The organism is Mammaliicoccus sp. I-M35 (assembly GCF_022386455.1).
In the GTDB taxonomy this organism is placed as follows: domain Bacteria; phylum Bacillota; class Bacilli; order Staphylococcales; family Staphylococcaceae; genus Mammaliicoccus; species Mammaliicoccus sciuri_A.
Genome location: NZ_JAJNIL010000009.1, coordinates 114,043 through 139,000 on the forward strand (window position 1 = coordinate 114,043; position 24,958 = coordinate 139,000).

Here is a 24,958-nt window from a genome sequence, read left to right on the forward strand (position 1 = left end):
CCGCTATTTTTTGTCAAAATGTTATGTGTTTTGTTCAAAATGACCAATAATTTTTATTTCTAAAATTTATTATACACAAATTTTGTACGAAACCTATAATTTTAAATTCTATATATGTTAAGAACTACAAAGAAAAACGCTTACATAAGTCTTACACTTGTATATGAAGAGTTCATAGCTAGTTATTAGCTGATTAAGTCAAAGGAGACATATAGAATGGCAAGAGAAGCAAACGAGGTGGCATTAACTCCAGCTGAATTTGAAAAACGTGGCTATAACAAAGATATAATGCCCAAAACGTCAGCACAAAGAAATAATTCGGCATTTAACTTTTTTACATTATGGATGGGTGCCGTTCATAATATACCGAACTATACTGCAGTAGGTGGATTTTTATTAATCGGATTATCACCATTACAAGTTATATTCGCATTAATTTTAAGTTCATTTATTATTGCATTATTATTAGTAGCAAATGGTTATGCTGGTTCTAAATATGGTATACCTTTTGCGATGCAATTGCGTCATACATACGGAGATGTAGGTGCAAAGTTACCAGGTATTCTACGTGGTGTTGTAGCTGGTATTGCTTGGTTTGGACTTCAAACCTTTGCTGGTTCACAAGCACTATTAATCTTATTGAATAAGATTTTCCCTGGATTCGCTGATATCGGAAGCGGTGCGACGATACTAGGTATTTCAATTCCTGGATTAATCGCATTCTTAATATTCTGGGCAATCAGTTTCGCAATTGGATTTGGTGGTGGAGAAATTCTTAATAAATTCACTGCCGTATTAAACCCACTGATTTACATTGTATTTGGTGGTATGGCAATCTGGGGCGTTATGGCTGCAGGAGGCGTTGGCAACATTTTAGATTATGAAATTTCAACGAAGTCTAGTGGGATTATTTACCCAGCGATTTTATCATTTATTTTAATCTTTAATTCATTATTAGGTGTATGGGCAGGACCTGGTGCAAGTGTATCTGACTTTACTCAAAATGCGAAATCTACGAAGACGCAAATTGTTGGTCAAATTTCAGGTATTGTTGTTGCACATATCTTATTCGCGATTGCGAGTGTATTCATTATTATCGGTGGTTCTATTTATTTAGGTCACCAAGAGTGGAACATCTTAACAATCATTAATGAATGGGATAGTTTCTGGGCAATTCTCATATCAACTGGTGTATTATTAATGACAACGATTTCTACAAATGCGACAAGTAATATTATTCCAGCGGCGTATCAATTAAGTGCGCTATTACCGAAATGGATTAATTATCGCCGTGGTGTAGTCATTGCTTCAGTATTGAGTGTTGTGATTATGCCATGGAAAATGATGGAGAACGAGGATAGTATCTTCGTATTCTTAAATGCTATTGGGGCAATACTTGGTCCTGTAGCCGGTGTCATGATTGTACATTTCTATATTGTGTCTAGACGTCACATTGATATAGATAAATTGTATTTTGATTTACGTGTAAAAGATCAAAAAATACCACGCATTAATATTTCAGCATATATCGGAACGATTGCTGGTGTTGTGATTTCATTACTTGGATTCTTACCAGGATTCACAGTGATTTCAGACTTTTCATGGTTTATCGGCTTTATTGTAGCCGGTGGTGTTTATATCATTTTACATTATGTATTTCATGCAGATAAAAGTAAAAAAGAAGGAGTGGCATATAATGAAGTATGATTTAATTATCAAAAATGGTTTAGTTATTTTAGAAGATGGCGCGCAAAAAGTTGAAGTTGGTGTCAAAGACGGGAAAATTGCAGCAATCGGACAAGAATTAGGAGAAGCTGAACAAATTGTTGATGCTAAAAATCAAATCGTTTCACCAGGTATGGTAGATGCTCACGTGCATATTACTGAACCAGGTGGCGGTTACCGTGACGGATGGGAAGGTTACGTGACGGGTACAAATGCAGCTGCTAAAGGTGGAGTGACATCATTCGTTGAAATGCCATTAAACCAAGTACCCGCTACTACAGATAAAGCTTCTATCCAAGCTAAATTTGATGCAGGTAAAGATGAGTTAGCCGTAGATGTTGCAAGTTACGGAGGATTAGTACCTTATAACTTAAACGGCGGTATTCAAGAATTAGATGAAGCGGGCGTTGTTGCTTATAAAGCATTCTTAGCAACTTGTGGTGACCGTACAATCGAAGGTGATTTTGAAAATGTTGATGACTATTCATTATATGAAGGTATGAAACAAATTGCTAAAACGGGAAAAATCTTATCTATCCATTCAGAAAATGCTACAATTACAGATCGTTTAGGTGAAATCGCTAAAGAAAATGGCGAAACAACATTAAGTGCATATGTGGATTCTAGACCAGTATTTACAGAAGTTGAACCAATCCGCAAAATCGTATTATTCGCTAAAGAAACAGGTTGTCGCGTGCATATCGTACACGTTGCTTGTGAAGAAGGCGTTGAAGAAGTAATCAAAGCTCAACAAGAAGGTGTAGATATTACATGTGAAACATGTACACACTACTTATACTTCTATAAAGAAGAGTTAGATTCAATCGGACCAGTTGTTAAATGTTCACCACCAATCCGTGAACAATCTCGATTAGAAGGTATGTGGGATCGCGTATTAAACGGAGACATTAACTTCGTAACATCTGACCATTCACCATGTACGCCAGACTTAAAAGATACTGACAATGCATTCGAAGCATGGGGCGGTATCGCAGGATTACAAAATAACGTAGACGTACTATTTGACGAAGGCGTTCAAAAACGTAATATGTCATTACAAAAATTTGCTGATATTATTGCAACAGCACCAGCAAAACGCTTTGGACTAGATACAAAAGGAAGCATCGCACTAGGAAAAGATGCAGACTTTGTATTTATTAAACCAGAAGCACCATATACATTACAAGCAGAAGACTTAGCATATAGAAATAAAATGAGTCCATATATTGGTCGTGAAATCGGCGCACAAGTTACAAAAACAATATTAAGAGGACAAGAAATTTATGATCAAGAAACAGGCGTAACAGAAGAACGCTTAGGACGCTTTATTTAAGAATTATAAATAAGGAAAGGCAGGGACCATCGTGGTGTCCCTGCCTTTTTTCATGTTGGATGGGGTGGATGGTATGAAGATGTGAGTTAAAGAGGTAATAAACTCACGAGATTGAGAAAGATGTGAGTTAAAGTTGTAGTAAACCCACGAGATTGCAAAACATGTGAGTTAAAGTTGTAATAAACTCACGAGATCGCCAAAGATGTGAGTTAAAGTTGTAGTAAACTCACGAGATCGCCAAAGATGTGAGTTAAAGAGGTAATAAACTCACGAGATCGTGAAACATGTGAGTTAAAGAGATAGTAAACTCACGAGATCGCCAAAGATGTGAGTTAAAGTTGTAGTAAACTCACGAGATCGCCAAAGATGTGAGTTAAAGAGGTAGTAAACTCACAAGATAGCCAAAGATGTGAGTTAAAGCATAAGTAAACTCGCATCTCCGAAAACCCCGCAACCAATCCCCGCAACCAACTCCCAACCAACACCCCCAAAACTCCCTACTCCAACACGGTGTCGAGCTTGGCTAGTTCGATTGTTGTTTGTATGAGGAGGTTAATGCCTTTTTCGATTTGGTCTGCTGTTACGGATTCTTTTGGTGAATGACTAATGCCTTCTTTACATGGTATAAAGATCATACTTGTTGGACATACGGGTGCGATGATCATAGCGTCATGTCCTGCACCACTGTACATATAATTATATGTGTATCCTAATTGCTGACAGTTGTCTTCGTTGATTTGTGCTATTTTATGATTGAAACTGCGTGGTGCATCTTGACCTAAATCTTCCAATTCATAATGTGCATTGCGATTATCTGTTATGCGTTCGATTTGTGATGTGATTTCATCAACGACTTGTTCTCGCACGGCTTCGTTCTTTCCTCTAATATCTATTAAAAGTGTGACTTCTCCTGGTATGGCATTCATTGTATTTGGATATACATTTGCATAACCGACTGTTGTCACAATTCCTTTGTCATGATAAGCACGTCCAATTTCTTCGATTTTTAAAATGATTTCTGCGGATGTTGTCAATGCATCTATTCTCATTGGCATTGGCGTTGAACCTGAATGACTCGTCACGCCTTGAATTTTTAATTTGAAACGATGCGGACCTGCGACATCTGTCACGATGCCGATATCTTTATGTTTCTTCTCTAAAATTGGACCTTGTTCGATGTGTAATTCTAGAAATGCTTTAATATTGTTTCTTTCAAATAATGCTGCTTTACCATGCATGTCTTGAGCGAGTGGTGCGACAATATCATAAAGTACATTCCCGTCGTTATCTTTAATATATTTCATATCTTCTTTCGTCATATTACCCGTGAGATATTTACTACCTAATGTCGCTTCATTAAATCTTGTAGATTCTTCACAAGCAAAAGCAATAATAATAATTGGATGATCCGTTTCTATTTGATGTTTATTTAAATATTCTACAACTTCCAACGCACCAACAACACCAAGTAGTCCGTCATATTGCCCGCCGTCTTTAACCGTATCTATATGAGAACCTAATACGACTGGTTTAAGGTCTGGATTTTTACCTTCTCGACGCGCAATAACATTTCCGAAGAAATCAAAGTAGACGTCTAAACCAGCTTTTTGGCAAAGCATTGAGAATTTAAGTGCTGCTACACGTTCTGAATGTGTAAAAGCAATTCGGTTAATACCACCATTTTCAGGATTACGCGCAAATTGATTAAATGTTTCTAGATTTTCCATGACATTTTGAATGTTCATCATTTATCCCCCTTGAACTAAGTTTGATGATTGACTTAAAAATTGTACGGCTTGTTTATACAGTGAAATACTTGTTGGTGTTACGTCACGATCAAAATCATGTTGGTCTAAATCGAGCGTCTCTAATTGACTATGTTCTATTTGTCGGTGAATATGTTCACTTTCACTATACGGAACATCTGGATCCCCTTTGCAATGTACAATAAAAGTCGGTGGAAATTGTTTTAATTCTTTAGGTGAAATATTATACGCACTTGCTGTAGAAGATTGAATACCTAAATAAGATAACCATTTCGCTTGGCCACGTACATATAAATAAATCGGATATCTCGTTTGTAATGAGCCAAAAGTTAATGGATTAGGTTGTATAAGCTGATTTAATATCGCTGGTGTAATTTGAGTTGATAAAGCTTGGTATTGTGCGTTCGGTCTTAAAAATGCAGGAACATGTACACGTGAATAGCCATAAAAATCAATAATGCCTGCAACTTCGCGATAACGAGCAACCATTAAACTTAAGAATCCACCCGCTGAACGACCAAACGTATAGATTGGTAATGCCTCATATAAGGCACTGATTTCATCATATTGAGCTAATGCATCTGAGATAATCGTATCAATCGGGCTTTCCGGTGCCAATCGATAAGAAACGAGTACAAGATGGTAGGACTCTGTCAAAATATCTATATACGCTTGTGGTAAGTCATCACGTTGACCAAAAATTAACCCGCCACCATGAAAGTATATGATAGCCCCTTGAGGATTTTCATTTTTAGATTCGATGATGGTATAAGGTAATTGAAAACCATCATTTGATAAACACATTGAATGATTTTGAGTCAAAACAACTCAGCCTCCTAGAAGATATATTTTCCTAATCATAGTATCTCAAATTAAATTTAGGTCGTATTTGTATAAAACATATAAAAGTTAAGCTAATTATTGTATGTTTTGTGAATGATAACAAAAATGTAACCGCTTATAATAGTAAGTGACATGAAAAGGAGATGAATTATATGGACATCCGTTCTTCTTTCGAAGCGCTAGATAAACAGTTTACTTCATTTGGAGGTTTGACAGGTGGCGGTATTACACGCTTACTTTATTCAAAAGAATGGTCAGACGCTGTTCGCGCATTAAAAGAAACATTAGATAAAGAAGGATTTGAAGCACAATTCGATGACATTGGTAACTTAAGAGGTCGTATAGAAGGTAGTAAATACCCAGAAGAAACGATTATGTCTGGTTCTCATATAGATACAGTTGTTGAAGGTGGCCATTTAGATGGTCAATTCGGTGTATTAGCAGCACTTGTAGCGATGCAATCATTGAAAGCAGAATACGGACAACCATTACGTTCTTTAGAAATTTTAGCTTTAGCAGAAGAAGAAGGCAGTCGCTTCCCATTTGCATTCTGGGGTAGTAAGAACTTCTTCAACTTAGCAGGTAAAGACGATGTAGATACAATTGCTGATGCTGAAGGTGTTCAATTTAAAGATGCAATGCGTGAAGTAGGATTTGATTATCGTACTGAAGACAATGACTACAGTCGTATTAAAGCATTTATCGAAGTTCATATTGAACAAGGAAAAGTGTTAGAAACAGAACAAAAATCAATTGGTGTCGTTAACGGTATCGTTGGACAAAAACGTTATACAGTTAATTTAAAAGGTGAAGCAAACCATGCAGGTACGACACCAATGGGCTTAAGAAAAGATGCTGTCATCGCATTTAGTAAAATCGCGACACAATTGACAGAACGTGCAAGAGAATTAGGAGATCCATTAGTATTAACATTTGGTCGCGTCGACCCAGTACCAAATACCGTAAATGTTGTGCCAGGTGAAGTGACATTCTCAATCGATTGTCGTCACATTGACCAAGATGCATTAAATCAATTCGCTGAAGAAATTGATGCATGTATTAAACGCGTATCTGAAGAAGAAGGAGTTGAACACGATATTGATTTATGGATGGACGAAGCACCAACATTAATGAATGAAGATTTAGTTAAGACAATCGAACACGCTGCTGAAACAGTCGTTGGCAAATCAGATTGGAAACTGATGTCTTCAGGTGCAGGTCACGATTCACAAATCTTCGCACATTATGTACCAACTTCTATGTTGTTTGTACCATCTATAAATGGTGTGAGTCACAACGTTGAAGAAGAAACAAATGTTGAAGATTTAGTAAAAGGTATCGAAGTATTGAAACAAGTCTTATATGAACTTGCTTATCAAGAATAAATAAATTTTAAAAAATAGAGATAGAGAAAAGGAGTATTGATCATGGGTTACATTAATCATAATCAAGGTTATAGAGAAGGACTATTAGAAACACGTTCAGTTATTAAGAAAGACAACTATGCAGTTATTACACCAGACGGCTTAGTAAACAACGTTGTACCAGGTTTCGAAGATTGCGACGTTACAATTTTAGGTTCACCAAGACTAGGTGCTCGCTTTGTAGACTACTTAGTAACATTAAAAAATCAAGGCGGAAATAGACAAGGCTTTGGTGGAGACGGCGTTCAAACATTTATTTACGTTGAATACGGTAAAATCAACGCATACGCAGATGACAAAAAATATGAATTATCAGCTGGTGGATACTTATACGTACCAAGTCACCAAGTAATGACTTTTGAAAACAGCAATCAAAACAATGATAGCCGCGTATTCTTATACAAAAAACGTTACCAACCTTTAGAAGGATTCACACCTGAAGTTGTAACTGGAAATGTGAATGACATGGCTCAAGAACCTTATGAAGGTATGGAAGAAGTTACAATTCTTGATTTATTACCTAAAGAATTAGCTTACGACATGAACATTCATATCTTGTCATTTAAACCAGGTGCTTCACACGGATATATTGAAACACACGTTCAAGAACACGGTGCTTATGTATTAAGTGGTCGCGGTATGTACAACTTAGATAACGAATGGCAACCAGTTGATAAAGGTGATTACATCTTTATGGGCGCTTATGCACCACAAGCAACTTACGCTGTAGGCTTAGACGAACCATTCGCTTATATTTACTCTAAAGATGCAAATAGAGATATCGAAATTTAAGGAAGGTTGTTAAGAATGGCAGAAGAAGGATTAGTATACGTAGAACGTGGAAAGCTGCGCCAGTTATTTAAAGACAAACTGACAAATGCAGGTTTATCTGAACAACATGCTGATAAGACAGCAGATTTGATGATATTTGCAGATGAGCGTGGTATTCATTCACACGGTTCTGTGCGTACACAATATTACGCAGAACGTATTGCAAAAAAAGGATACAATTTGAATCCAGCATTAACATTCACAAAGACAGGTCCATCATCAGGTACTTATTTTGGAGATAATGCAGTTGGTCACTATGTTGCTTATGAAGCAATGGAAGAAGCGATCAAGTTAGCTAAAGAAAGTGGTATCGGCATGGTCGGTATTAAAGAAATGGGCCACAGTGGCGCGATTGGATACTTTGCTGAACAAGCGGCGAAAGAAGGTATGGTCGCTTTAACAGTATGTCAGTCAGATCCAATGGTTGTACCATTTGGTGGTACAGAGCCATACTTCGGTACAAATCCAATTGCTTTTGCAGCGCCACGTAAAAATGGTGAACCGATATTGTTTGATATGGCGACAACCGTGCAAGCTTGGGGAAAAATCCTAGATGCGCGTTCTAAAAATAAATCCATTCCAGATACTTGGGCAGTAGACAAACAAGGCGAGCCAACGACAGATCCATTTGAAGTCGCTGCGTTATTACCAGTCGCTGGTCCTAAAGGTTATGGATTGATGATGATGGTAGATATTCTAGCAGGTAGCTTGTTAGGTTTACCTTTCGGAAAACATGTTACATCAATGTATGAAGATTTAAGTCAGTATCGTAGATTAGGACAATTTCATATCGTCATTAATCCAGCATATTTTGGTGATGAAGAACAATTTTTAACACACGTTTCTGAAATGGTTGATGAACTTCATGATATTAAACCGGCTAAAGGCTTTGATCAAGTTTATTACCCAGGTGAAATTCAAGAAGACGTTAAAAAACGCTACAAAGAAAGTGGCATACCGATTGCCGAAAGTATTTATGAGTATTTAATATCTGATGACATTTATTAAATAGCTGAGAAGAAGTGAAAGAGACAATTGAATGTTATGAATGACGACTGTCGACATTTAATATCGTACGTCTTGAGTACCTTCTTTTTTTACGGCTAAAATCATGATTTTATGTATATAAATTACACTATTCGAGTAATAAGGAGGTTAAGATATGCGTGTTTCAAAGAAAGATTTATTTGATTTAATGAAGAATAAATTAGTTAAAGCGGGCTTAAACGAAGGTGCTGCAGAAGATGTATCAGACGTATTAACATTTGCGGATCATAGAGGTATTCATTCACATGGTGCAGTTCGAGTAGAGTACTATGCTGAGCGAATTGCTAAAGGTGGTATAACAGCCAATCCGAATTATCAATTCGAACAAACGGGATCATCAACAGCTGTATTTGAAGGAGATAATGGTCCTGGTCATCAAGCGGCTAAACAAGCAATGGAAAAAGCAATCGAGATGGCTAAAGAAAATGGTGTTGCTGTTGTTGGTGTTAAGCACATTTCACATAGTGGTGCGTTAGGTTACTTTGTAGAAATGGCAGCTAAAGAGAATATGGTCGGTTTAAGTATGTGCCAATCAGATCCGATGGTTGTGCCATTCGGCGGTACTGAACCATATTTCGGAACAAATCCAATTGCATTTAGTGCACCTTCAAACGATGATCGCATCATTACTTTTGATATGGCAACGACCGTTCAAGCATGGGGTAAAGTGCTAGATGCAAGAGCGAAAAATCAATCCATCCCAGATACATGGGCAGTTGATGCGAATGGTGAACCAACGACAAATGCTAGAGATGTTCATGCACTTGTACCAGTTGCAGGACCTAAAGGATATGGCCTTATGATGATGGTAGATATTCTATCAGGTAGTTTACTAGGCGTACCACATGGTGTACATGTTTCATCTATGTATAAAGATTTAACGAAAGGCCGTGACTTAGGCCAATTACATGTCGTAATTAATCCAGCATTCTTCACAGACTTAGAGCAATTCAAAACAAACATTTCAACAATGCTCGATGAATTAAAAGCACAACCAGCAGCACAAGGATATGGAGAAATTTTCTATCCTGGTGAACGTGGCCGATTACGTAGTGAAAAATACGACGAAGAAGGCATTGAAATTGTTGATGATATATACAACTACTTAGTTTCAGACGATGTGCACTTTGATCGTTATCACGGAAAAAATAGATTTGCAGAATAATAACGGAGGAATAGTATGTTACACACAATTATTAAAGAAAACACTTACCAAGATTCGATTGTATTAATGTTATTATCGAATAAATTATCTGCTATTGATGGTATTAACCAAGTATCCATTATGATGGGAACACCTGCCAATAAAGATATTTTTAAATCTTCAGGATTAGGTACGGATGAACTAGAAGCAGCGAAACCAAACGATATTATTATCGTTGTTGATACAGAAAATGAAGAAAAAGTTGAAGAAGTAAACCAAGAAGTTGAAGCAGAATTGAAAGGGAAAGGTGAAAGCGAAGACCAATCTCAAAAACAAAACGAAGCTTCAAATTGGAACCGCGCATTAGAATTAGCGAACAATCCTAACTTAGCATTAATTTCAATTCCTGGGCAATATGCAGCGATGGAAGCTGAAACAGCATTGAAAAATAATTTGAATGTATTTATGTTCAGCGACAACGTAGCAAAAGAAGACGAAGTACGTTTAAAAGAAATGGCACATGACAAAGGTTTACTTGTAATGGGTCCTGACTGTGGTACAGGTATTATTCACAGTTTACCACTTGCATTCACAAACACTGTAAATGAAGGTGACATCGGTGTTGTAGGTGCTTCAGGTACAGGTATTCAAGAAGTAACAACAATCATTGACCGTGAAGGAAAAGGTGTTACAAATGCTATCGGTACAGGTGGCCGTGACTTATCTACAGAAGTAGGTGCGATTACGATGTTAGACAGTATTAAAGCACTTAATGCAGATCCAAAAGTGAAAGTCATTACAGTTATTTCTAAGCCACCAGCTAAAGAAGTAGAAGAAAAAGTATTGAATTTATTACGTAATATCGAAAAACCAATCGTAACGTTATTCTTAGGTTCTAAACCTGAATATACAGAAACAAACATTTACCACGCTTATACATTAGAAGAAGCGGCACGCGTATCTGTTCAACTTTCAAACGGAGAAACACCTCAATTTAGTACAGCAATTCAATCAGATATTAATATCAAATTTGCTGATAACCAAGATGGCGTTAAAGGTTATTACTCTGGCGGTACGTTAGCTTCTGAAGCAGCAATGTTATTAAAAGATACTTTAGGCGACAATTCAGATGCAGAAACACCAGAAGGCTTTTCATATAAAGGTGGTCACCACGAAATTATCGACTTAGGTGATGATATTTATACACAAGGTAGACCGCACCCTATGATTGACCCATCTAAACGTATCGAAATGTTAGAACAATCTGCAGACGATCCATCAACAGCTATTATTATGTTAGATAACGTAATCGGATACGGAAGTCATGATGACATGGCAAGTGAACTTGCGCCAACGATTCAAAAAGTGTTAGACAAAGCACAATCAGAAGGTCGCAGTTTAGCAGTTCTTGCTACAGTTGTAGGTACTGAGCATGATCACCAAGGTTACGACAAACAAGTCAATATCTTAAAAGAAGCTGGCGCAATCGTATGTGAAACAAACAATCAAATGGTGACGACAGCACTTCATTTACTAGGTAAAGATGTTGAACAACCACAATTAGAAACAAAATCATTCGAAGCAGAATCTGTTGACTTAACAGTTGATGAAAAAGTCTTGAACTTAATTAATATGAAACCAAGTGTGATTAATATCGGATTGAAGAGTTTCACAGAAGCTATCCAAGCTAATGATGCACAAGTTGTTCAGTTTAACTGGCAACCAATCGCAGGTGGCGACGAGAAATTAATGAAAGTACTTCAATTCTTAAACAATTACGAAGGAGAGACAGTATAAAATGGCTTATAAAACAATAGATGAAGCTAACCAAGCAGTCATTGATAAGATGATCGCAGCAGCACCATTTTTAGTAGATGTGGTGCCTGCTAAATCTAAAATTCCAGAACTTAAAGAACATGTATTACTACATGCTGGACCACCAATCAAATATGAAAACATGACAGACCCTATGCAAGGTTCATGTGTCGGTGCGATTTTATTTGAAGGATGGGCTGAGAACGAAGAAGCGGCACGTAAGTTGTTAGAAGAAGGACAAATTACGTTCATTCCTTGTCATCACGTTAACGCTGTTGGACCAATGGGTGGTATTACATCAGCTAACATGCCTGTACTTGTTGTTGAAAATAGAGAATCAGGTAATGAAGCATACTGTCAAATGAACGAAGGTATCGGTGCTGTATTACGTTTCGGTGCTTACAACGAAACAGTTGTAAACCGTCTACACTGGATGAAAGATGTATTAGGTCCAGTATTAAGTAAAGCACTTCAAAAAATGGATGATGGCTTAAACGTTAACGTATTAATCGCTAAAGCAATCGCAATGGGTGATGAATTCCACCAACGTAACATTGCAGCATCATTAGCATTCTTAAAAGAAGTGACACCTATCATTGCGTCATTAGAAGATGTAGAACCTGAGAAACGTACAGAAGTATTACAATTCTTAGCTGATACAGATCAATTCTTCTTAAACATCGCGATGGCTACAGGTAAAGCGATGATGGACGCTGCTCGTCAAATCGAACACGGTACAGTTGTAACAGCAATGTGTCGTAACGGTGAGAACTTCGGTGTACGTATTGCAGGTATGGGTGACGAATGGTTCACAGCACCTGTTAACACACCTCAAGGTTTATATTTCACAGGTTACTCAGCAGATGATGCGAACACAGATATCGGTGACTCAGCGATTACTGAAACAATCGGTGTCGGTGGTATGGCAATGATCGCAGCACCAGCTGTTACAAGATTTGTTGGTACTGGTGGATTTGATGATGCATTACAAATTAGTAATGAAATGACTGAAATTTGTATTGGTGAGAACCCTAACTTTGCGATCCCAACATGGAACTTTAAAGGCGCATGTTTAGGTATCGATGCACGTAAAGTTGTAGAAACAGGCATTACACCTGTTATCAATACAGGTATTGCGCATAAGATTGCTGGTTACGGACAAATTGGTGCAGGTACAGTACATCCACCAATCGAATGTTTCGAAAAAGCAATCACAGCGTATGCTGAAAAGTTAGGATTTAACGCGTGATTCTTCAAGCAACTGCAATAGGACAGGATGCTAAGAAACACTTAGAACAACATAAACAATTTTATGTGCATAGCATATTTAATAAAGGTTTCAATATCGTCAATGAATCGAATGACCTTATCTTTATAGGTACAGATGAAAATGGAACATTTCCTTTTGGTATAGTAGTCGATTCACAAACAAAGCAAAGTTTATTTAACGAAATCGAATTAAATCAACACATTGTAGTGGGTCCTACTGCTATTCAAATAAGTAAGGCATGCCAACTCGTTTGGCATGTTCCAACTTTAAAGGCATCTGACTTTTCGGAACAGACTGATATACAAAAGCTTAAAGAAAATATCGCATCTTATGACTTTGCCATGTATGAGCAAGGCGATTTTAACAAAGAGAAGATGCAACATGTATTAAACGCATTAGAATTTGGAAATGATGAACAAGTTGAGGAACAATACCGATATCTGATTGGTAGAGGACAAGGTTTAACACCATCCGGAGATGATATGCTGACAGGTATTTTATTTATTCATTTTATCCATCCTTTTATTAACAATAATCATTTAGAACGATTAAACATATTGCTGCAATCATCTCTAACCACACTTGTAGGCGAAACATTTTTAAAATGTGCTTTGCAAGGTCAATTTAGTTCAAAAATTTCTAACCTACAACATGATCCATCAATCGCGCGTCTAGACCAACTTTTAAAAGTAGGTTCTTCATCTGGAAGAGACACGTTATATGGCATGTATGTAGCATTAACATTAAGGAGTGAGACGTATGGGTAAGCGAGTTGTACTTGCACTAGGTGGTAATGCGATATTACAACCTAATCAAGAAGCGTCATACGATAATCAATATAACAACGTGATGTCTGCTACACGTAAAATGGCAGAATTGAAGAAACAAGGACATAACATTGTGATTACACACGGTAACGGGCCACAAGTTGGGAATATTATCGCTCAAAACGAAGCGGCGAAAGATATTGTGAACCCACTTCCAATTAACGCATGTAGTGCAGAATCTCAAGGATTTATCGGCTACATGATGGAAGAAGCTATTAAAAATCATTTAAACGATTTAGGTATTAGTAGTGATGTATTAACATTATTAACAATGGTAGAAGTAGATAAAGATGACCAAGCATTTAATAATCCAACTAAACCAATTGGTGTATTTTTCAGTGAAGAAGAAGCTAAAAGATTAGAAAAAGAACATGGGTTTGTCATGGTAGAAGATGCTGGTAGAGGATACCGTCGTGTTGTACCTTCTCCAGAACCACTTGTTATTCATGGCGTAAACCAAATTAAGAAATTAATAAATCAAGCGATTGTGATTTCTTCAGGTGGCGGTGGCATACCTGTTTACCGTGATGAACACGGTGATATTAAAGGTGTAGAAGCTGTTATCGATAAAGACCGTTCTGGTTTGAAACTAGCTCAACAAGTTGAAGCAGATACATTCATGATGTTAACAGACGTACCAAATGTGTGCGTGAACTTCGGGAAAGAAAACGAAGAAAAGCTTCAAACAATATCAGTTGAAGAAGCAAAACAATACGTAGCAGAAGATCAATTTCCAGCAGGAAGTATGTTACCTAAGATAGAAGCGGCAATTCAATTTGCAGAATCAGGTAAAGAAGCTATTATTTGTTCATTAGATGATGCAATCGATGCATTAGAAGGAAAAGCAGGTACACGAATTTTATTAGATCCTTCAGCAAAACCAGTTTCTTGTTAATATGAGGGGTTTGATTGAGTGTAAAAGGAGGTTGTTAGGAATTCTAACGCTCAAGAATGCAAAACAAGATCGTTAGCGGGTCAAAAAATTTAAAAAAAGTAAAAAATAGGTGCGCTAACGCTCAAGAGTGAAAAACAAGATCGTTAGAAATTCTAACGCTCAAGAAAGTGAAACAAGATCGTTAGCGGGTCAAAAAACTCAAAAAAAGCAAAAAATAGGTGCGCTAACGCTCAAGAAATCAAAACAAGATCGTTAGAAATTCTAACGCTCAAGAAACCGAAACAAGATCGTTAGCGAGTCAAAAAACTTAAAAAAAGCTAAAAATAGGTGCGCTAACGCTCAAGAATGCAAAACAAGATCGTTAGAAATTCTAACGCTCAAGAAACTGAAACAAGATCGTTAGCGAGTCAAAAACTCAAAAAAAGCAAAAAATAGGTGCGCTAACGCTCAAGAAACCGAAACAAGATCGTTAGAAATTCTAACGCTCAAGAAAACAAAACAAGATCGTTAGCCGACATACTAAACTTTATAAACCGAAAATAAACCCATCCCCCTATGGCTAACGATCAAGTCACTCAATTTAGCAGCATTGCACTCAATCATATCTCTGATATACTATTAAAAAAGTCTGGGACAAAGTGTTGTTCCAGACTCTCATATTATATACACTTCAATATGAATGAACTATACTAATGTTGCGTTGATGTTTTATAAGAAAATTTTTAGAAATAAGGTGGTATAAGATGATTGAACCCTATAATACACATAGAATTCAAAGAAATTGGGGTATCATAATTGCGATTGTATTTATCGCATCTACGCTACGTGCACCACTAACATCAGTAGGTCCGGTAGTTGATGAAATTAAAGATGTTATGCAAATTAATAACAGCCTTGCTGGTTTTTTAACAACAATACCACTCATTATATTTGCAGTCGTTTCGCCATTAGTATCTAAAGTAACTAAACGTTTGACGATGTCTAATACAATTGTACTTTCAACGATATTAGTAATTATTGCTTTGTACATACGTGTTGCTGGTGGTTTTAATTTATTTATTATTGGTACAGTTCTACTAGGTATTGCGATCGCATTTGGTAATGTTGTATTACCAAGTTATGTGAAATGGTATTTTCCATTACAAATTGGATTAGCAACAGGTATTTATAGTGGGACAATGAACTTTACTGCAGGATTAGGTGGGGGACTAAGTTTCCCAATGTCTCAATCTCCATTAGGATTTAGACTGTCCCTTGCTTTTTGGATCGTACTAGGAATTATCGCATTAATTTTATGGATTCCAAAAGCAAGTAAAGGTGCTAAACTAGAACGCCAAGATAAACTATCAGAAGCACAGAATCAACATACAAAATTGAACATTACGAAATCTAAATTAGCATGGTTAGTAGCCTTAACAATGGGATTCCAATCAATGGTATTCTATACAGTTGTTGCTTGGGTGCCTTCTATATTAGTAGATAGAGGTCTAGATCCATCAACAGCAGGTTATTTACTCATGCTTAACCAATTTTCACAAGTGCCAATGACATTTACATTCCCGATTATTGCGTCTAAATTAAAAGACCAACGTATATTAGTTGTGATCATCACAATGCTATTCTTAGTTGGATTTGGGTTATTCTTTACGCAATCGTTAGTATTACTCGTAATCGGTATTATTATTGCAGGTTTAGGTATGGGTGCATGCTTTAGCTTATGTATGACATTCTTCTCTATACGTGCACGTACAAGTGACGGAAGTATCGCATTATCAGGATTCGGGCAATCTATCGGATATTTAATTGCTGCCATCGGACCATTCTTTATTGGTTATTTACACGATGCGACAGACAGTTGGATATCAGGCATCATCGCCTTAATCGTTATGTCTATTCTGTTCTTTATAGTAGGTTATCCAGCATCTAAAAATAGAGTCGTAGAAGATGAAACGATATAAAAATACAAAAAAGTCTGAGACAAAGTTACTGTCTCAGACTTTTTGTATTGAATTTATTTTAGTACTAAGCTAATAATAAATCTAATTCTTTATTGATGATTCTATAATTTTCATCAGTAAAGTTTGTGAAGTTATACCACTCATTATCATAAAAGATTTTGATATGTTCTTTTAAAATACCTTTTTTAAATTCTTTTTCTTTAATGTTTACAATGTCCAAAGTATAAGAAAACTCTGTGCCTATACCATCTTCTTTGAAAATTAATTTTTTCGACTGTTTGTCTAATTTCAATGTACCAGGTTTATGAACATGTCTAAAATTAAAAACTTTTAATGAGCATTTTGTTGTAATCATAGCCATCACCCTTAAAAATGTAATTTTTTATATAATATGGTAATTATTAGCTAAAATCAACTTATGTAATGAGATTTATAAATAATTAATAGAATCTAAAAAACACTTTCGTCCAATTCATCTATCATGAATTAATACGAAAGTGTTTTATTTTACTTCAACTTGGTGTGACTAGATTTCATTTTGTTCATAATAGTCTAATAATGTCTTGATAGACTCTGCGACATTAAGGTGTTGCTGGCTGTCATGTGATACTAAATATGTTGAGAAGATTGATAAGAATGTTAGGATGTTTTGTTTTTGAACGCCGTAACCCATAATACCAATTCTCCATATTTGTCCTTGTAAATCTCCAAAAGATCCGGCAATTTCTACACCGTAATTTTGTAATAAGCCATTTCTAAATGCATTATCATCGATGCCTTCTGGAATTTTAACGCAAATGACCATTTTCATCTCGTTAGATTCGTCACCGTAAATTTCTAAGCCAAGTGCTTTTAAAGCTGTTTTTAAAGCTTCTTGGTGATAGCTATGTCTTTTCGCACGTGCTTCAATGCCCTCTGATAGTGCTAATTTTAATCCAGTATATAATGCATAAACAGATGTTGTAGATTCTGTGTGATGATTGAGACGTTTAGGGCTCCAGTAGTCTTGTAACTGTGTTAAATCTAAATAGTTACTGCTAATGAAGTGTTCTTTTTCGGTAGATTCATTTGAGCGAATCCCTAATTCTACACGTTTGCGTTTATTAATTTCTTCGCTGAAACGCTCGTTAAACGTAATCGGTGTAATACCTGAAGGAATAGATAGACATTTTTGAGCGCCACCAACGACTGCATCTAGTTCCCATTCATCTACAGGAATAACCATACCTTGATAAGTTGCGACCGCATCTACTACTGAAAAGATGCCTCTTTCTTTACAAGCACGTCCTAATTGATCGATAGGTTGCAATCTTCCTGTTGATGTTTCACCATGTACAATCGCAAGTACTTTAGGTTTATATTCATCTAAAGCTTCAATAATTTCTGCTTGATCAAACACTTCGCCCATCGGTTTATGTATATTGTGGACGATACCTCCTGCACGTGTTACGAGTTCAGTAAATAAATAACCAAATCGACCAATTACAGGTACGAGTACTTCATCACCAGGTTTCACGATATTTGATATAACGGCTTCTAAGCCAGCACGGCTAGTTCCATCAATTGGGAATGCCCATTTATTTTCTGTTAAGAATGACTGACGAATTAATGACATTGTTTCATTCATGATATTTACAAATTCATAATCGAATTGACCGAGTATAGAATTCGACATTGCTTGAGAAACACGTGGATCTACACTTACAGGTCCAGGTGTCATAATTAATCGTTTGTTCACTTTTAAAGTATCCACATTGCTAACCTCTTTTTCTATAAATTTTGTCATTATACATTATATCTTAGATTTTCATACAATTATTCGTCAAAAATGCTGATTATTTTATTACTTTTTGTCAGAATATTACAAAAAAACGCTATGTATTTAGTATACACTTGTAAGACAATATTAAATTAAATCAAAAACAATGGTATGATTAATGAACGAATATTACATAGATAGAAGGGCTTTTGAAAATGTTAAAAATAGCTTTAAAAAGAGCACCAATCGCAATAAGCGGATTGGCATTAGGCATCATGGCATTGAGTAATGTATTTTATCATATTAATTTTAAGACGCTCGGCCTATGTAGCTTTATTATTTCCTGTGCAATAATGTTATTATTTATCATGAAATGGATCATTTATCCTAGTATGTTTCTGAAAGAACTTAAAAATATCCATACATTTGCGATATCACCAACATTTCCTATGACTTTCATGATATTTGCATCCATTATAAAACAGGAATTTGCCGTACAATCTCAGTTGTTAAACGTGCTATGGTATGCAGCCATTTTATTACATATAAGTTTGATTATTATTTTTATAAGTCGCTATGCATTTAGAAATTTTAAATCATGGCCAAACACAAGCTGGTTTGTGATGTTTGTCGGAACAGGGGTTATAAGTGAAACATCAGCAGCATTTAATGAAACACTCGGACATGTATCAACAATCTTTGGAACGGTATGCCTAGTGTTGATTTTAGCGTATGTACTAATCAGCAAGTCGTGGCAAACATATAACCAAGAACAATTTCCGATGGTGATTATTATGAGTGCACCAGCAGCACTATGTTTAAATGGTTATATCTTAAACAATACAAGTTATTCAAATGTATATGTCATCGTCTTATTAATACTTTCCCAAGTGTTGTTTGTATTTACATTAATATTCTTACCGAAAATATTACAAAGAGATTTCAAAGTATCCTTTTCAGCAATGACATTCCCATGGGTAACAACAGCCGCATCACTTTATAATGTCACTCAACACAGTCACGCAAGTAGTAGCATCATTACATTCGGAACAATATTTTCTGTAATTGAAATCACATGGGCAGCAATCATCGTATGCTATGTGTTATATCAATATGTCGTATTCCTAGCAACAAAAGACGTCGAGTATAGTTAGGATGTGGATTTATGGACCGATAAAAATAATTATCGGTCCATATTTCGTATTTCTGTACCGATAAAAAAATTTAACGGTCCATATTTCGCATTTCTGTACCGATAAAAAATAATATCGGTCCATATTTCGTATTTCTGTACCGATAATTCGCTCGTAAACTCTTAAATAGCCAGTTAAAAAGTTTATGTTTGACTATATAGTAACTATACACCTTACCATTATTTGAGTAAGGAGGATTTATCATGAAATTTAATAAATGGTTCTCGTTAATATTGGTTTCTAGTGCGTTATTTTTGATTGTTATAGATATGACAGTTTTATATACTGCTTTACCTACGATAACGTATGAATTAGAAGCGACTGCGTTTCAAAAATTATGGATTGTAAATGCGTATCCGTTAGTTGTTGCAGGGCTCTTACCTGGTTTAGGTACGTTGGGTGATAAAGTAGGGCATAAGAATATGTTTTTATCTGGATTAGTAATCTTTACTTTAGCATCAGTTGTCGCGGCTTTTTCTCCAACATCTGGCACTTTAATTATGGCTAGAGTCATATTGGCTGTTGGTGCAGCAACAATGATGCCGTCAACACTTGCTATTATTAAACAGGTCTTTGATGACAAAAAAGATAGAGCACTTGCGCTAGGTATTTGGTCTTCTATTGCATCAGCAGGTGCTGGTTTAGGACCTTTAATAGGTGGTTTATTATTAACTAAATTTTGGTGGGGATCAGTATTCTTAATTAATGTTCCTATTACGATACTTGTTATTGTCGTTGCTTTTATACAAATTCCTAATATTAAAGGAAACAAAGATAAAAAATGGGACATCACAAGTTCAATTCTGATTATGATAGGGCTTATAGGGACTGTCTACGCTATAAAAGAAATCACAAAAGAAAATCCTTCAATTGTACTGATTATACTGACATTTGTGATTGGATTATGGTCGTTGAAATTATTTATTAATCGACAAAAACGTCTATTAAATCCTTTAATTAGTTTAGATATATTTAAAAATAAATACTTTTTATCAGGTGTGATAGCTGCATTTACATCAGCATCTATATTAATTGGCTTTGAAATGATTTTATCTCAACGATTACAATTAATTTTAAATCTGACACCTTTAAAAGCAGGATTAGTCTTAATGTCGATGGCAGCAGCTGCTTTTATAGGGGCAATTGTACAGGGAAGTATCTTAACACGATTTGATAGCATCAAAATACTCATTTATAACTTACTCATTTCATTAATCGGTATTGTAGGATTCACAGCATTTCTTCACAATGATTTATGGATTCAAATACTGTTCCTTAGCATCGCAGGATTAGGGTTAGGCGGTGCAATGACTGTAGCATCAAATGCAATCATGACAAACGTTGATGACGATAAAGCAGGTATGGCAGCATCAGTAGAAGAAGTTTCATATGAACTGGGAGGCTCAATAGGAATAGCTGCACTTGGTGGCGTATTTTCATTTACTTATACTTATTTAATGGAACGCTCAATGTCGATAGCAGAAATACCAGCAAAAGCAAAAGGTAGTTTTGAAGAAACGATGATCGTAGCAGAAAATTCAAATGGTCTTTTAAAAAGTAAATTACTAGAATTGGGTACAAATGCATTTGATCATGCATATTCATTAATCCTAATCATAACAATCACAATTATCGCTGCAATTATCCTATTATTGTGGAGAATATTAGCAGAAACAGGTAAGAAAATAACATAAAAAAAGACTACTTATTTCCCAGAAAATAGAGGGGTAAGTAGTCTTTTTTAAGTGTTGAAGTGGAATTTTGTATATAACTTTTGTTATTAATTAAAATTGAATAGGTGATGCAGTACTGTGAAGTGTTTCTTTGACTCTATTTAGGTTCTCTAATCCTTGATGTTGTAACCATTCAATGTATTCATTCCAACTTTGAGTGGCGTAAGTTTCAATTCCATCTTTCCAAATAGCTCTACCGCATAAACAACCGTTAAATTCGGAACCTGAATTTTTCGCAAATTTAAGTGTTTCTATGAACTGTTCATTTGAAACACCTCCACTTAAATAGATGAATGGTATTTTTGATAAGTCAGAACATTTTTTATATGATTTTTGTGCATCATCTTTGCTAAATACAGGGTTATAATTTTCATATATATCATAACCTTCTATATTATATATAGATATTGGTACCTCAACTTTTAAGACATCAACTCCATATATATCCTTAGAGAATTCCGACATAAAGTATTCAACGATTGCAGGTTTCACTTTAGCAAATTCTGTACTTTTAGCATCTAATCCTTCATGACTATATGCAACTGGTTCTAGAATAAATAATATATCATTTTGTTTACATTCGTCTCCCACGCGTTTTATGAAAGTTTTCTTAATTTCATTAATCTCAGTTTCTTCATTATGATCATAATATACGAGTAGTTTAATTGCATCGGAACCATTGTTTGCTAAATCTTGAATCGCATAAAAATCTACCAAGTTAGGCAATCTTCCTTTTTCCTTTGCTTCATAACCTGTTTTTTCATAAGCCATTATAAGGCCGATTTTATCGTTTAATTTTTTAGCAGCATCCCATCCAAATTCAGGATCAAGTAAAAGTGATGAAGATTCATTACCTAATATTTGAGCTACACCTTCTTTGAATTCACTAATGCTTTTATCATAAGATTTTTGACTGTTAAAGTTCTGAATCATTTTACCTAATGAGCCACGCTGATCCATAGCTGTTGCAAAAATAATGTTATTCTCATCAGTTATATTTTGTAATCCTCTTTGTTTACCTTCTGTTAAAATCATGAAAATGCCCCCTAAATTTGTTTGATTTTAATTTCATTTATAAAATACTGAATTTCTTTACTATCTATATTCGGATACCAATGCAAACAGTTTGAGAGTGAATAACTGCAAGCTTCAATTAAAGTTTCTTCTAAATCTGCTTTATCTGTTAATTTTTTTGCAAGTATACCTAAAAAAATGTCCCCTGAAGCTATAGGATTTATTGCTTTTATTTTTGGTTGATCAACTTTGTAAATAACATCGTCAAATTTTGCAATAATCCCCTTACTACCCAAAGTAACGATTAAATTATTTGTTAGTGAATATTGTTTGATAAAGCTAATCATATCGTCTTCCGAATAATCTTTATTTTCTCCTATTAATTCTAAAAACTCTTCGTCATTTATTTTTACTAACCAAGGTTTTGATTGAATACCACATTTTAGAGCGTCAGCACTACTATCTAGAAAACATTTAATGTTTTTCTCTTGAAGCTTTAATATAAGAGATTTATAGAATTCAGCGGAAACGCCAATTGGTAAGGAACCAGAGAAAATGACTATATCATTTGGTTTTGTTTGGTCTAATATTTTTTGTGTAAAAATATTGAGTTCTTCATTCTGTATTTCAGGTCCTTGTTCATATACCTGATAAGTGTTGTTTTCATTTTCATTAATAACAATAGAACAAACACGATTATTTTCAGATATGTGTGTTACTTCAACGTTTACTTGGTTATCACTAATCATTTTTTGTAAAGAATGACCAATATATCCACCAAGTAAAGTATGTACTTTGTAATCTGTGTAGTTAAGATGGAAAAATGGTCGTATAACATTAAAGCCTTTTCCACCTAATACATCCCTTACACTGTTGGGTCTAATAATCGTATTAGGCTCAAAAGAGGAAACAAATATTGATCGATCTAATGCTGGATTAGGACATATTACATGAATCATATACTAATACTCCTTTCTCATTTATTTAAGGTAATAGTAATTCAAAAGCCAAAATAATGCAAACTTTAATTTTGCTTTTTTGTTTAAATGCAAAAAAATAGTTGCAATTTAAAAAGATATGATTTATTATGAATGCAAGCGATTACAAGGAGGTGTAGTTTATGGCTAGACACGAAAGGCAAAATGAAATATTAAAAATGTTACGTGAAACTAGGACGGTAAAAATAACTAAACTGGCAAACTACTTCGAGGTGACAAGGGAAACAATTAGAAAAGATTTATATGATCTAGAAGAAGAAGGTTTAATTGAAAAAGTACATGGTGGCGCGATTTTGAGTAAAGCAAACAATGAAACTGATTATTTTAATAGAAAAACTGAGAATGATGATGAAAAAAGAATAATTGCTAAAGAAGCTGCCAAGATAATTGAAAATGGGGATACATTATATGTTGATTATGGCACGACAACTTCTTATTTTGTAAATGAAATAATGAATAAAAAGAACCTTACAATTATTACGGCATCAATACCATTGGCTTCAGAATTAGTTGATTATACAGATTTTGACGTTATTTTATTAGGTGGAATTGTTAGAAAGAATGAAAAATCATTATATGGACCAATTACCCAAGAAATAATTTCGAATTTATATGTTGATTATGGAATTTATAGTGGAAGTGGTTTTGATGTTCAAAGAGGTCTGAGTAATTTTCATATGGGAGAATCTAAAGTTTCTAAGGAAATGATTTCACATTGTAAACGCAAAATTTTATTAGTGGATTATTCAAAATTCCATACGACTTCGATGAATAAAATTGCTAATGTGAGTGATTTCGATTATATCGTTACCGATGATAAGACACCTTCTCATATAGTAGAAGACCTTGAGAAAGAAGTTAAGAATGTAATTGTTACTCATTTGAAAGGTGATAAAGACTATGAATAATGTCGTAGAAAAAGAACTGATATTTTTCAATTATAAAGCTAGTAATTATGAAGATATTTTAGAAGTACTAGGTAATAAAGCTATAGAGGTAGGAATTGCAAAATCAAATTACGTTGAAGGTTTAAAAAATAGAGAAATTGAGTTTGCAACTGGTGTCCCTGTTGAACCTATAGGTGTTGCTATACCACATACGGATTCAAGCTATGTGAATGATAATAAAGTTGCTGTTATGACTTTAGAAGAACCAGTTAAATTCAATCTAATGGGCGGCTCAAGTGAGGACACTATTGATGTTAAATTGGTTATACTTTTGAGTTTTAAAGATGGAAAGAATCATATCTCAGCTTTGCAAAATATTATTGAAAAAATACAAGATGAAAAATTTGTTGAATCATTAATAAATGCACAATCGAAAGAAGAATTATACAAATTAGCTGAAGGAAATTTAAATCAAATTTTATAGGAGGAATTTATT

At 35.0% G+C, this 24,958-nt stretch carries 22 protein-coding genes; 16 read left to right on the forward strand and 6 right to left on the reverse strand.

The window, feature by feature from the left end:
* The first annotated feature begins 216 nt into the window (after positions 1–216).
* The gene (gene allW / locus LQ679_RS11185; protein WP_239748769.1) at positions 217–1,707 is read left to right on the forward strand and encodes an allantoin permease; all 1,491 of its coding nucleotides are present in this window, start codon (positions 217–219) and stop codon (positions 1,705–1,707) included.
* Complete coding sequence (allB, locus tag LQ679_RS11190) at positions 1,697–3,058, forward strand: allantoinase AllB (RefSeq protein WP_126477155.1); 1,362 nt, start codon at positions 1,697–1,699, stop codon at positions 3,056–3,058. Before allW ends, allB begins: the two co-directional genes overlap by 11 nt.
* A gap of 497 nt (positions 3,059–3,555) precedes the next feature.
* On the opposite strand, the gene LQ679_RS11195 is transcribed toward allB, so the two are convergent.
* The gene (locus LQ679_RS11195) at positions 3,556–4,803 is read right to left on the reverse strand and encodes a Zn-dependent hydrolase (RefSeq protein ID WP_239739985.1); all 1,248 of its coding nucleotides are present in this window, start codon (positions 4,801–4,803) and stop codon (positions 3,556–3,558) included.
* Between the two features lie 3 nt (positions 4,804–4,806).
* Positions 4,807–5,646, reverse strand: a complete 840-nt coding sequence (locus LQ679_RS11200; protein WP_239762871.1) for an alpha/beta hydrolase — start codon at positions 5,644–5,646, stop codon at positions 4,807–4,809.
* A gap of 173 nt (positions 5,647–5,819) precedes the next feature.
* Between LQ679_RS11200 and allC the strand changes: the two genes are divergently transcribed.
* The 10 genes from allC (at position 5,820) to LQ679_RS11245 (ending at position 16,878) form a co-directional block, all read left to right on the forward strand.
* Positions 5,820–7,052 carry an allantoate deiminase gene (allC, locus tag LQ679_RS11205; RefSeq protein WP_204258783.1) on the forward strand — a complete coding sequence of 411 codons (1,233 nt, stop codon included), beginning with the start codon at positions 5,820–5,822 and terminating at the stop codon, positions 7,050–7,052.
* A gap of 42 nt (positions 7,053–7,094) precedes the next feature.
* Positions 7,095–7,883 (forward strand): (S)-ureidoglycine aminohydrolase, encoded by a 789-nt coding sequence (allE, locus tag LQ679_RS11210; RefSeq protein ID WP_204258782.1) that lies wholly within the window; start codon positions 7,095–7,097, stop codon positions 7,881–7,883.
* 15 nt (positions 7,884–7,898) lie between these two features.
* Positions 7,899–8,930 carry an ureidoglycolate dehydrogenase gene (gene allD, locus LQ679_RS11215; RefSeq protein ID WP_037590278.1) on the forward strand — a complete coding sequence of 344 codons (1,032 nt, stop codon included), beginning with the start codon at positions 7,899–7,901 and terminating at the stop codon, positions 8,928–8,930.
* Positions 8,931–9,084: 154 nt separating this feature from the next.
* Positions 9,085–10,134 carry an ureidoglycolate dehydrogenase gene (allD, locus tag LQ679_RS11220; RefSeq protein ID WP_239762875.1) on the forward strand — a complete coding sequence of 350 codons (1,050 nt, stop codon included), beginning with the start codon at positions 9,085–9,087 and terminating at the stop codon, positions 10,132–10,134.
* Positions 10,135–10,149: 15 nt separating this feature from the next.
* Positions 10,150–11,910, forward strand: coding sequence for an acyl-CoA synthetase FdrA (gene fdrA, locus LQ679_RS11225; RefSeq protein ID WP_204254915.1), 1,761 nt, complete (start codon positions 10,150–10,152; stop codon positions 11,908–11,910).
* 1 nt (position 11,911) lies between these two features.
* On the forward strand, positions 11,912–13,177 hold the full coding sequence (locus tag LQ679_RS11230) for a YlbE family protein (protein ID WP_049320214.1): 1,266 nt from the start codon (positions 11,912–11,914) through the stop codon (positions 13,175–13,177).
* A complete protein-coding gene (locus tag LQ679_RS14900; RefSeq protein WP_204188493.1) occupies positions 13,174–13,965 on the forward strand; it encodes an oxamate carbamoyltransferase subunit AllH family protein in 792 nt (263 codons plus the stop codon). The genes LQ679_RS11230 and LQ679_RS14900 overlap by 4 nt, the downstream gene beginning before the upstream one ends.
* Complete coding sequence (gene arcC, locus LQ679_RS11240) at positions 13,958–14,920, forward strand: carbamate kinase (RefSeq protein ID WP_107576585.1); 963 nt, start codon at positions 13,958–13,960, stop codon at positions 14,918–14,920. Before LQ679_RS14900 ends, arcC begins: the two co-directional genes overlap by 8 nt.
* 127 nt (positions 14,921–15,047) lie before the next feature.
* A complete protein-coding gene (locus LQ679_RS14845; protein WP_275589931.1) occupies positions 15,048–15,176 on the forward strand; it encodes a hypothetical protein in 129 nt (42 codons plus the stop codon).
* 487 nt (positions 15,177–15,663) lie between these two features.
* Positions 15,664–16,878 carry a CynX/NimT family MFS transporter gene (locus LQ679_RS11245; RefSeq protein ID WP_126477162.1) on the forward strand — a complete coding sequence of 405 codons (1,215 nt, stop codon included), beginning with the start codon at positions 15,664–15,666 and terminating at the stop codon, positions 16,876–16,878.
* A 64-nt stretch (positions 16,879–16,942) separates the two neighbouring features.
* Here LQ679_RS11245 and LQ679_RS11250 read toward each other — a convergent pair whose 3' ends face one another.
* Positions 16,943–17,233, reverse strand: coding sequence for a hypothetical protein (locus LQ679_RS11250; RefSeq protein WP_037590268.1), 291 nt, complete (start codon positions 17,231–17,233; stop codon positions 16,943–16,945).
* A gap of 171 nt (positions 17,234–17,404) precedes the next feature.
* On the reverse strand, positions 17,405–18,631 hold the full coding sequence (locus tag LQ679_RS11255; protein ID WP_126477163.1) for a pyridoxal-phosphate-dependent aminotransferase family protein: 1,227 nt from the start codon (positions 18,629–18,631) through the stop codon (positions 17,405–17,407).
* Positions 18,632–18,852: 221 nt separating this feature from the next.
* On the opposite strand from LQ679_RS11255, the gene LQ679_RS11260 reads away from it, so the two are divergent.
* Both LQ679_RS11260 and LQ679_RS11265 read left to right on the forward strand, forming a co-directional pair.
* Positions 18,853–19,791, forward strand: a complete 939-nt coding sequence (locus LQ679_RS11260; RefSeq protein WP_239762876.1) for a TDT family transporter — start codon at positions 18,853–18,855, stop codon at positions 19,789–19,791.
* Positions 19,792–20,033: 242 nt separating this feature from the next.
* Positions 20,034–21,524 carry an MFS transporter gene (locus tag LQ679_RS11265; RefSeq protein WP_239762879.1) on the forward strand — a complete coding sequence of 497 codons (1,491 nt, stop codon included), beginning with the start codon at positions 20,034–20,036 and terminating at the stop codon, positions 21,522–21,524.
* A gap of 90 nt (positions 21,525–21,614) precedes the next feature.
* On the opposite strand, the gene LQ679_RS11270 is transcribed toward LQ679_RS11265, so the two are convergent.
* Both LQ679_RS11270 and LQ679_RS11275 read right to left on the reverse strand, forming a co-directional pair.
* Positions 21,615–22,598: a tagatose 1,6-diphosphate aldolase gene (locus LQ679_RS11270; protein ID WP_239762894.1), complete on the reverse strand. Its 984-nt coding sequence runs from the start codon at positions 22,596–22,598 to the stop codon at positions 21,615–21,617.
* Between the two features lie 11 nt (positions 22,599–22,609).
* A complete protein-coding gene (locus tag LQ679_RS11275; protein WP_239762899.1) occupies positions 22,610–23,536 on the reverse strand; it encodes a 1-phosphofructokinase family hexose kinase in 927 nt (308 codons plus the stop codon).
* Positions 23,537–23,697: 161 nt separating this feature from the next.
* Here LQ679_RS11275 and LQ679_RS11280 point away from each other — a divergent pair, with 161 nt between their 5' ends.
* Together LQ679_RS11280 and LQ679_RS11285 are read left to right on the forward strand one after the other, a co-directional pair.
* Entirely contained in the window at positions 23,698–24,483 is a 786-nt protein-coding gene (locus LQ679_RS11280) for a DeoR/GlpR family DNA-binding transcription regulator (protein WP_232173986.1), read from the forward strand.
* Positions 24,476–24,946 (forward strand): PTS sugar transporter subunit IIA, encoded by a 471-nt coding sequence (locus LQ679_RS11285; protein ID WP_232173985.1) that lies wholly within the window; start codon positions 24,476–24,478, stop codon positions 24,944–24,946. Before LQ679_RS11280 ends, LQ679_RS11285 begins: the two co-directional genes overlap by 8 nt.
* The last annotated feature ends 12 nt before the right edge of the window (positions 24,947–24,958 follow it).

Coding starts and splice junctions, on each gene's coding strand:
- LQ679_RS11285 (WP_232173985.1), top strand. CDS start 24,476: ATGAATAATGTCGTAGAAAAAGAACTGATATTTTTCAATTATAAAGCT.
- LQ679_RS11270 (WP_239762894.1), bottom strand. CDS start 22,598: ATGATTTTAACAGAAGGTAAACAAAGAGGATTACAAAATATAACTGAT.
- allD (WP_037590278.1), top strand. CDS start 7,899: ATGGCAGAAGAAGGATTAGTATACGTAGAACGTGGAAAGCTGCGCCAG.
- LQ679_RS11280 (WP_232173986.1), top strand. CDS start 23,698: ATGGCTAGACACGAAAGGCAAAATGAAATATTAAAAATGTTACGTGAA.
- allE (WP_204258782.1), top strand. CDS start 7,095: ATGGGTTACATTAATCATAATCAAGGTTATAGAGAAGGACTATTAGAA.
- LQ679_RS11265 (WP_239762879.1), top strand. CDS start 20,034: ATGAAATTTAATAAATGGTTCTCGTTAATATTGGTTTCTAGTGCGTTA.
- allW (WP_239748769.1), top strand. CDS start 217: ATGGCAAGAGAAGCAAACGAGGTGGCATTAACTCCAGCTGAATTTGAA.
- LQ679_RS11245 (WP_126477162.1), top strand. CDS start 15,664: ATGATTGAACCCTATAATACACATAGAATTCAAAGAAATTGGGGTATC.
- LQ679_RS11230 (WP_049320214.1), top strand. CDS start 11,912: ATGGCTTATAAAACAATAGATGAAGCTAACCAAGCAGTCATTGATAAG.
- allC (WP_204258783.1), top strand. CDS start 5,820: ATGGACATCCGTTCTTCTTTCGAAGCGCTAGATAAACAGTTTACTTCA.
- LQ679_RS11195 (WP_239739985.1), bottom strand. CDS start 4,803: ATGAACATTCAAAATGTCATGGAAAATCTAGAAACATTTAATCAATTT.
- LQ679_RS11275 (WP_239762899.1), bottom strand. CDS start 23,536: ATGATTCATGTAATATGTCCTAATCCAGCATTAGATCGATCAATATTT.
- allB (WP_126477155.1), top strand. CDS start 1,697: ATGAAGTATGATTTAATTATCAAAAATGGTTTAGTTATTTTAGAAGAT.
- LQ679_RS11260 (WP_239762876.1), top strand. CDS start 18,853: ATGTTAAAAATAGCTTTAAAAAGAGCACCAATCGCAATAAGCGGATTG.
- arcC (WP_107576585.1), top strand. CDS start 13,958: ATGGGTAAGCGAGTTGTACTTGCACTAGGTGGTAATGCGATATTACAA.
- allD (WP_239762875.1), top strand. CDS start 9,085: ATGCGTGTTTCAAAGAAAGATTTATTTGATTTAATGAAGAATAAATTA.
- LQ679_RS11250 (WP_037590268.1), bottom strand. CDS start 17,233: ATGATTACAACAAAATGCTCATTAAAAGTTTTTAATTTTAGACATGTT.
- fdrA (WP_204254915.1), top strand. CDS start 10,150: ATGTTACACACAATTATTAAAGAAAACACTTACCAAGATTCGATTGTA.